At 51.3% G+C, this 12,736-nt stretch carries 12 protein-coding genes and 1 other annotated feature; all 12 genes read left to right on the top strand.

Features of this window, described 5'->3' with window-relative positions:
* The first annotated feature begins 208 nt into the window (after positions 1-208).
* The 12 genes from KNP84_RS14545 to KNP84_RS14490 all read left to right on the top strand — a co-directional run bounded on the left by KNP84_RS14545 (position 209) and on the right by KNP84_RS14490 (position 12,665).
* Positions 209-676, top strand: coding sequence for a CtsR family transcriptional regulator (locus tag KNP84_RS14545; RefSeq protein ID WP_021066575.1), 468 nt, complete (start codon positions 209-211; stop codon positions 674-676).
* A 19-nt stretch (positions 677-695) separates the two neighbouring features.
* On the top strand, positions 696-1,130 hold the full coding sequence (locus KNP84_RS14540; RefSeq protein ID WP_029594416.1) for a UvrB/UvrC motif-containing protein: 435 nt from the start codon (positions 696-698) through the stop codon (positions 1,128-1,130).
* Positions 1,130-2,173 (top strand): protein arginine kinase, encoded by a 1,044-nt coding sequence (locus KNP84_RS14535; RefSeq protein WP_021066577.1) that lies wholly within the window; start codon positions 1,130-1,132, stop codon positions 2,171-2,173. Before KNP84_RS14540 ends, KNP84_RS14535 begins: the two co-directional genes overlap by 1 nt.
* A 24-nt stretch (positions 2,174-2,197) precedes the next feature.
* Positions 2,198-4,633: an ATP-dependent protease ATP-binding subunit ClpC gene (gene clpC / locus KNP84_RS14530; RefSeq protein ID WP_029594418.1), complete on the top strand. Its 2,436-nt coding sequence runs from the start codon at positions 2,198-2,200 to the stop codon at positions 4,631-4,633.
* Positions 4,634-4,687: 54 nt separating this feature from the next.
* Positions 4,688-6,064, top strand: a complete 1,377-nt coding sequence (gene radA, locus KNP84_RS14525; protein ID WP_021066579.1) for a DNA repair protein RadA — start codon at positions 4,688-4,690, stop codon at positions 6,062-6,064.
* Between the two features lie 115 nt (positions 6,065-6,179).
* Positions 6,180-7,244 carry a PIN/TRAM domain-containing protein gene (locus KNP84_RS14520; RefSeq protein ID WP_021066580.1) on the top strand — a complete coding sequence of 355 codons (1,065 nt, stop codon included), beginning with the start codon at positions 6,180-6,182 and terminating at the stop codon, positions 7,242-7,244.
* A 58-nt stretch (positions 7,245-7,302) separates the two neighbouring features.
* Entirely contained in the window at positions 7,303-7,983 is a 681-nt protein-coding gene (gene ispD, locus KNP84_RS14515) for a 2-C-methyl-D-erythritol 4-phosphate cytidylyltransferase (RefSeq protein WP_215115044.1), read from the top strand.
* On the top strand, positions 7,980-8,453 hold the full coding sequence (ispF, locus tag KNP84_RS14510; RefSeq protein WP_021066582.1) for a 2-C-methyl-D-erythritol 2,4-cyclodiphosphate synthase: 474 nt from the start codon (positions 7,980-7,982) through the stop codon (positions 8,451-8,453). The genes ispD and ispF overlap by 4 nt, the downstream gene beginning before the upstream one ends.
* A gap of 45 nt (positions 8,454-8,498) precedes the next feature.
* The gene (gltX, locus tag KNP84_RS14505) at positions 8,499-9,956 is read left to right on the top strand and encodes a glutamate--tRNA ligase (RefSeq protein WP_215115045.1); all 1,458 of its coding nucleotides are present in this window, start codon (positions 8,499-8,501) and stop codon (positions 9,954-9,956) included.
* Positions 9,953-10,156, top strand: a binding site (T-box leader). (Overlaps the previous gene by 4 nt.)
* Before the next feature lie 49 nt (positions 10,157-10,205).
* On the top strand, positions 10,206-10,895 hold the full coding sequence (gene cysE, locus KNP84_RS14500) for a serine O-acetyltransferase (protein ID WP_215115043.1): 690 nt from the start codon (positions 10,206-10,208) through the stop codon (positions 10,893-10,895).
* The gene (gene cysS / locus KNP84_RS14495) at positions 10,864-12,261 is read left to right on the top strand and encodes a cysteine--tRNA ligase (RefSeq protein WP_215115042.1); all 1,398 of its coding nucleotides are present in this window, start codon (positions 10,864-10,866) and stop codon (positions 12,259-12,261) included. The genes cysE and cysS overlap by 32 nt, the downstream gene beginning before the upstream one ends.
* A complete protein-coding gene (locus KNP84_RS14490; protein WP_128124039.1) occupies positions 12,258-12,665 on the top strand; it encodes a Mini-ribonuclease 3 in 408 nt (135 codons plus the stop codon). Before cysS ends, KNP84_RS14490 begins: the two co-directional genes overlap by 4 nt.
* The last annotated feature ends 71 nt before the right edge of the window (positions 12,666-12,736 follow it).

The raw sequence follows: 12,736 nt of genomic DNA, 5'->3' as shown, positions 1-12,736 counted from the left end.
AGCGCTTCAGCGCCGAAAGTAGTTGGGGGTCTCCCCCTGTGAGGATAGGACGTTGCCAGGCCAACGCGAAAGACGATCGAGCATCCGCTAGGTCGTCTTTTTTCTGTTTAAAGCGGTGTCGCAGTTGCGACATCGCTTTTCGTTTGCCTTTTTTTGAATCAATGATAGAATATAGTCAAAAGTCAAAGATGGTCAGAGGGTGGTGGAGATGAGAAACATATCGGATGTAATCGAACAGTATTTAAAACAAGTGCTGAAGGAGAGCCAGGCCGAAGCAATCGAGATTAAACGGCAAGATATTGCCAAGCGTTTCGAATGTGTTCCGTCTCAAATCAACTACGTCATTAATACGCGCTTTACGGTCGAGAAGGGCTATCTTGTCGAAAGTAAGCGTGGGGGCGGGGGATATATTCGCATTCGCCGCGTAATTTTACATGAAAAGCAAGACGTGTTGGTCAGCTTGATGGATATTTTACAAGACCATCCTCGTCTTTCCGAACAGCTTGTCGAGAACATCTTGATTCGCTTATTTGAAGAAGGGATGTTGAGTGAGCGGGAAGTGCGCTTGTTGTATCATTTATTGTCTGATGAAGCGCTTGGGTTACACGCTGACGATCGTCACTTGATTCGAAGACAACAGTTACTCGCATTAATGAAGTTACTTAGTTACCATTGACCGACGGAGGCATAAAGAGATGTTATGCGAACGATGCAAACGGCGACCTGCCATCAATGAGATCCAAGTAGTCGAGAACGGGATACCGGTGACGAGACGACTATGTCGTCAATGTACAGTTGAACTGATGGCAGGTTACGTACCAGCTGTGAAACGGTGCCCGGGCTGTCAATTGACACAAACTGAATTAGCTCATCTTCGAAAAGCGGGCTGTACCACTTGTTATACCGTCTTTCGCGAAGAATTGATTAAAATCACACGTCAGTATCAACAAGGCCATGATGAACATGTAGGTTCGATGCCAGATGCGTTACGGACTCCCGACGAGCGAATCGAAGAGCGACTTGCAAAGTTAGCAGGGGAGTTGGAACGAGCCGTCGAACAAGAAGATTATGAACGCGCAGCCAGGCTGAAAAAAGAGATCAATCAATTGAAAGGGCGAGGTGAGGCGTGATGGAGTCTTATCTTAAACATCCACTTGGTCCTAAAATGAGAGAGCGAGCCAAGTTAGATGATTTGGTCATCTCGACTCGCATTCGTCTAGCGCGCAATTTAAAAGACACCGTCTTTTCTCCTGTATTATCGGAGGAAGGACAGCAACAACTTTGTGAACGGATTGAAGCGTCACTTGGAGGATTGCAAGGTTTTGAGTATTTGCATATGGGTGCTTATGATCAGGTGACCCGACAAGCGCTCGTTGAAAAGCATTTGATTAGCCCTACGATTGCCGCGAAAGAACAAAGTGCCGTCTTTTTAAGTGATGATGAGACGATCAGCGTACTCATCAATGAAGAAGACCATTTACGAATTCAAACTCTACTCCCAGGTTATCAAGTAGAAGAGGCTTTCGAACTGGCAAGACGTGTCGATGCTCTCTGTGGGGAGTCCCTTCCTTACGCATTTGATGAACAGCTAGGTTATTTGACAACATGTCCGAGTAATATCGGGACGGGTCTACGAGCCTCGGTGATGCTTCATCTACCAGGACTGACGTTGACCGGACGGATAACTCCTATTCTAAAAGAACTTCGGAAGCTCGGATATACGATTCGGGGACGTTACGGGGAAGGCAGTGATGCGGCGGGACGACTGTTCCAATTATCGAACCAACGCACGTTAGGGAGCCATGAAACCCAACTGTTAACCGACTTCATGGAGATTACGGAACAAGTCATTCAGGCAGAGCGACAAGCCCGCGAAGAGTTATTGGCTCGCAACCAGGACGAGTTAGAAGATCAGTTTTATCGCTCGTATGGGATTTTACGTTATGCAAAACTGCTATCGTCAACAGAAGCTGTCGAACGCCTATCCGATCTTCACTTGGCGAGTGACCTGGGTATTTTATCGGATTGGAGTCCACCTCAGTTTCACGAATTGATTGTAAAGCTTCAATCAGGTTTCCTACAAAAGCATTTCGGGAAAACATTATCTACGAAAGAACGAGATCGCGAACGTGCGACGCTCGTTCGTCGAACGTTAGATCATGGGTTAGTTTGATCCAACTTTAAGGAGGTTTTGTCAATGATGTTTGGTCGATTTACAGAACGAGCTCAGCGCGTATTAGCTTTAGCACAAGAGGAAGCAGTACGGCTTGGCCATCATAATATCGGTACGGAGCACATTTTACTCGGACTTGTTCGCGAGGGAGAAGGGATTGCCGCTAAGGCACTGTTCGCTCTCGGACTTACGTCTGAAAAGATTCAGCAAGAAGTGGAGGCACTCATCGGACGAGGTTCAGAAAACGGATCGACGATTCACTATACGCCACGTGCGAAAAAAGTGATTGAGCTATCGATGGATGAAGCACGGAAACTTGGTCACTCTTATGTCGGGACTGAACACATTCTCCTCGGCGTCATTCGCGAAGGAGAAGGGGTAGCAGCTCGAGTCTTGAACAACCTTGGGATTAGCTTGACGAAGGCGCGTCAGCAAGTGCTCCAGCTCTTAGGAAACACTGAGTCGTCAGCTAATGCATCACAACCAGGTACAAGTGCTGCTACACCGACGCTTGACGGCTTAGCTCGTGATTTGACACAGCAAGCGCGAGAATCCCGTCTTGATCCGGTCATCGGTCGCTCAGGCGAAATTCAACGTGTCATCGAAGTGTTATCACGCCGGACGAAAAACAACCCGGTCCTCATCGGGGAACCAGGGGTCGGGAAGACGGCAGTCGTCGAAGGGCTCGCCCAACAGATCATCAACAATGAAGTACCGGAAACACTTCGGAATAAACGCGTCATGGTGCTCGATATGGGTACACTCGTCGCTGGAACGAAGTACCGCGGTGAATTTGAAGATCGTTTGAAAAAAGTGATGGATGAGATTCGCCAAGCTGGGAACGTCATTCTTTTCATTGACGAGTTGCATACGTTAATTGGTGCTGGGGGTGCAGAAGGCGCCATCGATGCATCGAATATTTTGAAACCGTCACTCGCACGTGGCGAACTTCAATGTATCGGTGCGACGACACTCGATGAGTATCGTAAATATATCGAGAAGGATGCCGCGCTCGAACGTCGCTTCCAACCAATTCAAGTCAATGAACCGACGACGGATGAGGCAGAACAAATTCTCTTCGGGTTACGTGACCGTTACGAGGCGCACCATCGCGTCACAATCACAGATGAAGCGATTCATGAGGCCGTTGTTCTCTCGGACCGCTACATCTCGGACCGCTTCCTTCCAGATAAAGCGATCGACCTCGTCGATGAGGCTGCTTCGAAAGTAAGACTTCGCTCATTCACGGCACCGCCGAACTTGAAAGAACTCGAGGCTCGTCTTGAGTCGATTCGCAAAGAAAAAGATTCGGCTGTACAGAGTCAAGAGTTCGAGAAGGCTGCCTCACTACGCGATACCGAACAGAAACTTCGAGATGAACTCGAACAGCTCAAATCGGAATGGCAGAATAAGCAAGGGAACGAAAAACTCGAAGTAACGAAAGAAGACATCGCGCAAGTCGTCGCCAACTGGACAGGAGTACCTGTGACGAAGATTGCTGAAGAAGAGACAGACCGTCTCCTCAAACTCGAATCAATTCTCCACGGCCGAGTCATCGGTCAAGATGAAGCCGTTAAATCGATTTCGCGGGCGATTCGCCGAGCACGTGCTGGATTGAAAGATCCGAAACGTCCGATTGGTTCGTTCGTCTTCCTCGGACCAACTGGTGTCGGGAAAACCGAGCTGGCTCGTGCTGTAGCTGAAGCGTTGTTCGGTGACGAAGACGCCATCATCCGAATCGACATGTCGGAGTACATGGAGAAACACGCGACGAGTCGTCTCGTTGGATCGCCTCCAGGTTACGTCGGTTATGAAGAGGGCGGTCAATTGACAGAGAAAGTTCGCCGCAAGCCATATTCGGTCATCTTGCTTGATGAGATTGAAAAGGCTCACCCTGAAGTGTTCAACATCTTGCTCCAAGTGCTCGATGACGGTCGCTTGACCGACTCGAAAGGGCGTACGGTCGACTTCCGGAACACGGTCATCATCATGACGTCAAACGTCGGTGCGGCAGCGCTCAAACGGAACAAGTACGTCGGGTTCACGGTTGAAGATGACGTGAAGCGTGAATATACGGAAATGAAAGATAAAGTTATGGAAGAGTTGAAGAAGGCGTTTCGTCCTGAGTTCTTGAACCGGATTGACGAAATCACCGTCTTCCACTCGCTCCAAAAAGAACACATCCAAGAAATCGTCAAACTTATGGCCGAGACACTTACAAAACGTCTCGGAGAACAAGGGATTGATTTCAGCTTGACGGAATCGGCGCTCGAGAAAATCGCCGAAGTCGGGTACGATCCGGAATACGGGGCTCGTCCACTCCGCCGTGCGCTCCAGCGTGAGGTTGAGGACCGACTCTCAGAAGCGATGCTCAGTGGCAGCATCACAAAAGGCAGCAAAGTGGCGCTCGATGTACAAGATGGCGAATTCGTCGTCCGTAATGAAGGTGTCGTTCAGTAACTACAAGGCTCCCTCTCTCGTGTGAGGGGGCTTTTTTAGACGGAAAGGAACATCATGGCAAAAATTAAAACGAAGTATGTATGTCAGTCATGCGGATACGAATCCGCAAAATGGATGGGACGTTGCCCAGGTTGTAACGAGTGGAACACGCTCGTCGAAGAATTTGTCGAAGAGAAAAAGGCGAAGCGGGGAGCCGCATTCGTCCATAGCTCCTCGAGACAGTTGAAGCCAGAACGTCTGTCGGACGTCGTGTCGCAAGAAGAGACGCGCGTCCATACGAACAGTCAAGAGTTTGACCGGGTGCTCGGTGGCGGTATTGTCCCAGGCTCGCTCGTCCTCGTCGGTGGGGACCCGGGAATCGGGAAGTCGACGATTCTGCTTCAAGTGAGTGCCCATTTGGCTCATAGTGGACGGAAAGTGCTCTATATTTCCGGGGAAGAATCGCTCAAACAGACGAAACTCCGAGCCGAACGGCTCGGTCTGCCGACTGAAGACTTATATGTCCTCGCAGAGACGGACATGTTGATGATTGAACGAGTCATCGATGAAGAAGAACCGGGGTTCGTCATCATCGACTCGATTCAAACCGTTTATATGGATGAAATTCAATCAGCGCCAGGTAGTGTCGCTCAAGTCCGAGAATGTACAGCGGCGCTCATGAAAATCGCTAAAACGCGAGGAGTGGCCGTCTTTATCGTCGGTCACGTGACGAAACAAGGTTCGATTGCCGGTCCTCGTCTGCTCGAGCATATGGTGGATGCGGTCCTTTACTTCGAAGGGGAGCGTCACCATACATTCCGAATTTTACGGGCCGTCAAAAATCGGTTCGGTTCGACGAACGAGATTGGCATCTTTGAAATGAAAGAAGGCGGGCTCGAAGAAGTGCTCAATCCGTCTGAAATCTTCCTGGAAGAACGAACTGCTGGCGTCTCGGGCTCCACCGTCGTCGCATCGATGGAAGGGACGCGGACCGTGCTCGTCGAGTTACAGGCGCTCATCTCGCCGACCTCGTTCGGGAATCCGCGCCGGATGGCGACCGGGATTGACCAGAACCGGGTCGCACTTCTCATGGCTGTGCTCGAGAAGCGTTCGGGTCTCTTGCTCCAAACGCAAGACGCTTATTTGAAGGCGGCCGGGGGCGTTAAATTGGACGAACCAGCCATCGACTTGGCCATCTGTATTTCGATCGCATCAAGCTTCCGGGACCGTCCGACCCGTCCGACGGATGTATGTATCGGTGAAGTCGGTTTGACCGGTGAGGTACGGCGTGTGTCACGGATTGAGCAACGTGTCGCTGAAGCGGCCAAGCTTGGTTTCACCCGGGCCATCATTCCGAAAAACAACCTCGGGGGCTGGACGGCCCCGCCTGGTATCGATGTCGTCGGTGTCAGTACTGTCGATGAAGCGCTCCAACTCGCTATCCCGTTCTGACGGGGCGCTTCCGGCAGTTTTTAACGCTTTGTAACGAACGCTTTCAAAAGAACCGTGTTACAATGAAAGTGTTAATTTCTTGAAATTTTAATTCATAATGAAGGAGGTGGAATGAGTGAAGATTGCTGTACGAATCGGATTTATATTGATCGGACTCGTCGTCGGTTGGTTTGGAATTATCGAAGCGATGTTGCTATTAGGCGACCTTGGTGTGAGTGTACCGGCTTGGTTGACGATTCCTTACGTTGCTAGTTTGATTGGTGGACTTATCTTCTTCATTCTTAGTTTGTTCTTGACCGATGGGGTCGTTAAATTTATCCGTTTTATCGAAGAACGGCTTGTCCGTTTGCCGGTCGGCGATATTTTGTTTGGCTCGATCGGATTGATTATTGGTTTGTTGATCGCCTTTTTGATCAGCGTCTCGTTAGAAGTGACGAATATCTTCTTGCTCAGCAAGATTGTACCGATTTTTGTGACCGCTCTGTTCGGTTACTTCGGCTTTGCCGTCGGTTACCGGAAGCGGAATGAATGGATTAAACTGTTCGTCAAAAGTGAACGAGAGAAGCCGGCCGCGGAACCATTGCGCCGCTCTAACGATAAAATTTTGGATACGAGCGTCATCATCGATGGTCGAATCGCTGATATCTCGAAGACCGGTTTCATCGAAGGGACACTCATCGTGCCGCAGTTCGTCATCGGTGAGCTTCAATATATTGCGGACTCGTCGGATACGCTGAAGCGTAACCGGGGCCGTCGCGGTCTTGATATTTTAAAAGAGTTACAAGACAACGATCGGATCGAAGTGGAAATCTATGATGGGGATTTTGAAGACGTCGCCGAAGTGGATATCAAATTGATCAAGTTGGCCGAATTGAAAAAAGGCATCGTCGTCACGAACGACTACAACTTGAACAAAGTGTGTGAAGTTCGGAACGTCCCAGTATTGAACATTAACGATTTGGCCAACTCGGTCAAACAGATCGTCATTCCAGGAGAAGAGATGGTCGTGACGGTCATTAAAGAAGGAAAAGAACAAAATCAAGGTGTCGCCTATCTCGAAGATGGCACGATGGTCGTCGTTGAAGGTGGGCGCAAGCTGATCTCGAAGACGTTACCCGTTGTCGTCACGAGCGTGCTTCAGACGTCGGCTGGCCGCATGATTTTTGCTCGTCCTGAATAAATAAGTGGAAAAAGAGACGCATCGGCGCTCTCTTTTTTCGCGAAAAGGGGTGAATGGAATGGTACGCTATACGGTTGTCATTCCGGCCGCAGGAAAAGGAAAGCGGATGGGAGCCGATGAGAATAAGTTGATGCTGACGCTGCAAGGAAAACCGATTATCGTGTGGACCGTGGCAGCGTTCGCGAGAGATGCATGGTGCGCGCGCATCGTGCTCGCGGTGCGTCCTGAGGAGCAAGCGTGGTTCGAGCAGCAGTTGCGTCATGTCCAAACCCCGATTACATATGTGACGGGTGGGGAAGAACGACAACAGAGCGTTCGAGCCGGATTGCAAGTCGTCAATCCCGAAGATGTCGTCTTGATTCATGACGGGGCACGGCCATTTGTGCGCCTTGACCAACTTCATGCCATCGCCGAAGCGGCCAAGACGGCAGGGGCGATTCTCGCTGTTCCGGTCAAAGATACGGTGAAACAAGTGACGGACGGACACATCACGCAGACGGTGCCGCGTGAGGCACTATGGTTGGCGCAGACGCCCCAAGCATTTCCGGCAGGCGCCATTCAAGCCGCCCATGAGCGGGCAGAAGCTGCTCGTTTTATCGGGACGGATGATGCCAGTCTATTCGAATGGACCGGGCAACGGGTGATGATTATCCCGGGGGATTACCACAACATTAAAATGACGACCCCTGAAGATTTATTATTTGGTGAAGCGATTTTAACGAAGGAGGACTATCGATGAGAATCGGACAAGGATTTGATGTACATGCGTTCGCCGAAGGGCGTCCGCTCATTTTAGGGGGAATCGAGATTCCACACGACCGCGGCCTGCTTGGCCACTCGGATGCGGACGTCTTGTTGCATACGATTGCCGATGCAGCGCTCGGAGCGATTGCGGCGGGGGATATCGGCAAGCATTTCCCGGATACGGACCCGGAATTTAAGGACGCGGACTCGAAAGTGTTGTTGCAGCACGTCTGGCAACTCGTCAAAGCGGAAGGCTATGTGCTCGGCAACGTCGATGCGACAGTGATGGCGGAGCGGCCGAAGCTTCGCACGTACATCGACGATATGCGAGCGGTCATCGCCGAGTTGCTCGAGGCAGACATCAGCCAAGTGAACGTCAAAGCGACGACGACTGAAAAGCTAGGCTTCACCGGACGTGAAGAAGGAATTGCCGCCCAGGCGGTCATCCTGCTCAACCGCGCTTGACAAAAGTGGTATACTATTTGGGCAGAAGAGAAGAAAGGTGGAAATATTATGAGTGAAGTGCGCGTACGCTATGCGCCGAGTCCGACGGGTCACCTTCATATTGGGAACGCCCGGACCGCGCTATTTAACTATTTGTATGCTCGCCATGCCGGCGGGAAGATGATTCTCCGAATCGAGGACACGGACCAAAAACGGAACGTGGAGAACGGTGTCGAGAGTCAGATGAAGTATTTGGAATGGCTCGGAATCGATTGGGATGAAGGTCCAGGTCGCGGCGGCGATCATGGTCCTTACTTCCAAATGGAACGACTCGACCTTTACAATAAATACGTGAACGAGTTGATGAGCAACGGACTCGCCTATAAATGTTATATGACGTCTGAAGAACTCGAGGCGGAACGCGAAGCGCAAATCGCGCGCGGCGAGGCACCGCGGTATTCAGGTGCACATCGTAACTTGAGCGACGAAGAGCAAGCTGCGTTCGAAGCCGAAGGACGTAAACCGTCGATTCGGATTCGTGTACCAGAGTCGGTCACATATAAGTGGACCGATGTCGTCAAAGGCGACGTCTCGTTCGAGTCGAAAGACTTCGGCGACTGGGTCATCGTCAAACAGGACGGCATCCCGACGTATAACTTCGCTGTCGTCGTCGACGATCACTTGATGAAAATCAGCCACGTGTTGCGCGGGGATGATCATATCGCCAACACACCGAAACAGATGATGGTCTATGACGCACTCGGTTGGGACTATCCGGCGTTTGGTCATATGACATTGATTTATAACGAGAACCATAAGAAGTTATCGAAGCGTGATGAGTCGATCATTCAGTTTATCGAGCAGTACGCTGATCTCGGATACCTTCCAGGGGCACTCTTTAACTTCATCTCGCTCCTCGGTTGGTCGCCGGTCGGAGAAGAGGAGATCTTCACGAAAGAAGCGTTCATCGAGATGTTTGATGCGGGTCGTTTGTCGAAGAGCCCGGCCGTCTTTGACCAACAGAAGCTTGCTTGGATCAACAGCGTCTATATGAAACAGGCTTCGCTTGACGAAGTGGTGGCACTCAGTTTACCATTCTTACAAGAAGCAGGACGTTTACCGAACGCCTTGTCGATGGAACAAGCCGATTGGGCGACAGCGTTGATCGCCCTCTATAAAGAACAAATGACACACGGTGCTGAAATCGTGACGTTGACGGACCTGTTCTTTAAAGACGAGGTCGAATACGACGAAGAGGCCAATGCGGTCCTCGCTGGAGAAACGGTACCGGCTGTCCTCGCCGAATTCAAGGCTCAACTTGAAGCAATCGAAGACTTCACACCGGAAGCCGTCAAAGCAGCGACGAAAGCGACACAAAAGGTGACTGGCCAAAAAGGAAAGAACTTGTTCATGCCGATCCGGGTCGCGACGACCGGGCAGACGCACGGACCAGAGCTTCCGAACGCCATTTCACTAATTGGCAAAGAGCGTGTCTTGGCACGTCTCACAACATTATTAGCTTAAAGGCAACGATGAGGAAAGTAAGCGGTATGACACTTAACAGAGACTAGAACCTAGGCTGGAAGTTCTAGAAGCGTCCCCCGTCGAAGTGCACCTCGGAGCCGTTCCGGCGATACGTAGTCGGGACCGCGACTCGGCGTTAACGAGACATGAGAGGGGAACTTTCCCAAACAGAGTGGAACCGCGCTTACGGCGTCTCTGTGCCTTGGCACAGGGGCGTCTTTGTTTTTGATATGGAAAAGGAGAACAATTATGGGATTTTGGAAAAGTGTGAGCGACGATATTCGGAACGTGCTTGAGCTCGATCCGGCAGCTCGCTCTAAAACAGAAGTCATCTTAACATACCCGGGGTTACACGCCCTGTGGGCACATCGAATCGCACACGGTCTGTGGACGCGTAACGTGAAGTTGGTGGCGAAATTGATTGCGCAGACGAGCCGTTGGTTGACAGGGATTGAGATTCATCCCGGTGCGGTCATCGGTGAAGGCGTGTTCATCGACCACGGGTTTGGCATCGTCATCGGTGAGACGGCGATTATCGGTAACAATGTAACGATTTATCAAGGCGTGACGCTCGGCGGAACGGGAAAAGAGAAAGGGAAACGTCACCCGACGATTGGGAACGATGTCCTCATCTCGGCCGGGGCGAAAGTGCTCGGCAATATCACGATTGGCGATTGCGTCAAAATCGGGGCAAGTTCTGTCGTTTTAAAAGACGTCCCATCCGACTCGACGGTCGTCGGGATTCCAGGGCGGGTCGTCATCCGAAACGGTGAGCGGGTCAAACAGCATGATCTCGATCACCGATTGCCAGACCCGGACCGCGAATGCCAAGAGCGGCTTGAAAATGCCGTCGCTCAGTTAGAGCGAAAACTTGCTTCATTAGAGAAACGGATGGAGGAGAACACACATGATTCAGTTTTACAACAGCCTCACGAATAAGAAAGAACCGTTCGTACCGATCGTACCCGGGAAAGTGTCGATGTATGTTTGTGGACCGACCGTCTACAATTACATTCACGTCGGCAACGCCCGTCCAGCGATTGCCTTTGATACGGTCCGCCGCTACTTGACGTACCGGGGCTATGACGTCAAATACGTCCTTAACTTCACAGATGTCGACGATAAAATCATTCGGACTGCCAATGAGCTCGGAGAAGACGTCGGTACGTTGACGAATCGGTATATCGACGCGTATTTGGCAGATACGGGTGCCTTGAACGTATTGCCGGCGGACGTCCATCCACGTGTCACGGACACGATGGAAGAGATTATCACATTCATCCGCGAACTCGAGACGCAAGACTTTGCGTATGAAGCAGGCGGGGACGTCTATTTCCGGACGCGTAAGTTTGAGACGTATGGAAAATTGAGCCAGCAGTCGATTGAAGATTTGCGCGCGGGCTCACGCGTCGACGTCGGGGAAAAGAAAGAAGACCCGCTCGATTTCGTCTTGTGGAAAGCCGCGAAACCAGGTGAGCCGGCATGGGAGAGTCCATGGGGACAAGGTCGTCCAGGCTGGCACATCGAGTGTTCAGCGATGGCGAAAAAACACCTTGGAACGACAATCGACATTCACGCCGGGGGCCATGACTTGAAGTTCCCGCACCACGAGAACGAGATTGCCCAATCGGAGGCATGCAACCATACGAAGTTCGCCAACTATTGGCTGCATAACGGATTCATCAATATCGAGAACGAGAAGATGTCCAAATCGCTCGGCAACTTCCTGCTCGTCCATGAGGCGTTGAAAGAAGTCGATGCGATGGTGCTCCGCTTCTTCATGTTGTCGGTCCATTATCGCCATCCGATCAACTACAGTCGTGAGTTGATTGAACAAGCGGCGAACGGATGGGATCGCATCAAGGAAGCGTACCAAAACGTCGCGTACCGCCTGTCGGTCACAGCCGGTCTTGAAGAACCGAGTGAAGCGATGGAACGCAAGCTCGCGACAATCAAAACCACGTTCATCGAAACGATGGATGATGATATCAATACGGCGAACGCGGTGACGGTCTTATTCGACTTGGCGCGTGAAGCCAATATCTACGCAAAGGCGGACCACGTCTCGAAAACGACGTTGGAACACGTGATCGCTCTGTTCGAAGAGTTGACGGGCGTGCTCGGTTTAACGATTGCGAACGAAGTGGAACTGCTTGACGCGGAAATCGATCAATTGATTCAAGAGCGGAACACGGCCCGGGCGGAGCGAAACTTCGCGCGTGCCGACGAGATTCGTGACCTCTTGAAAGACCAGAACATTCAACTCGAAGATACGGCCCAAGGGGTGCGGTGGAAGCGGTTATGAAGCAACAGGCTCCTCAACTGAACGCTCTCGCCCTCGCCTATATGGGGGACGCCGTCTATGAGATGGCGGTACGCAAACGACTGCTCGGACAAGGGATGACGAAGCCGAACGATCTCCACCGCGGCGCCATCCGCTACGTAAATGCGGGCGCCCAGGCTGGGGTCGTGACCCACTGGCTCGAGACAGGCGTCTTGAGCGAAGATGAAACGGCCATCGTCCGCCGCGGGAAGAACGCGAAATCTGGTTCAATCCCAAAGCGGACAGATGTTCATACGTATCGCTACTCGACCGCGTTCGAAGCATTGATTGGTTACACATATCTAATGGAAAGAAGGGATCGTCTTGAAGAACTCATCGAACAAGCGTTCACATGGCTCGAAACCGAGTCATTCGAAACGACATGACGGAGCAAGGGAGCAACGCTCATTCGACCGTCCACGCGGCGAACGGAATGACCGCCCACGTGGTGAACGGA

This window comes from Exiguobacterium sp. s70 (assembly GCF_018618315.1).
GTDB classification, from domain to species: Bacteria; Bacillota; Bacilli; order Exiguobacteriales; family Exiguobacteriaceae; genus Exiguobacterium; species Exiguobacterium chiriqhucha.
Note: the sequence above shows the minus strand (reverse complement) of the source record. Positions and strands in the feature narration are given on the sequence as shown.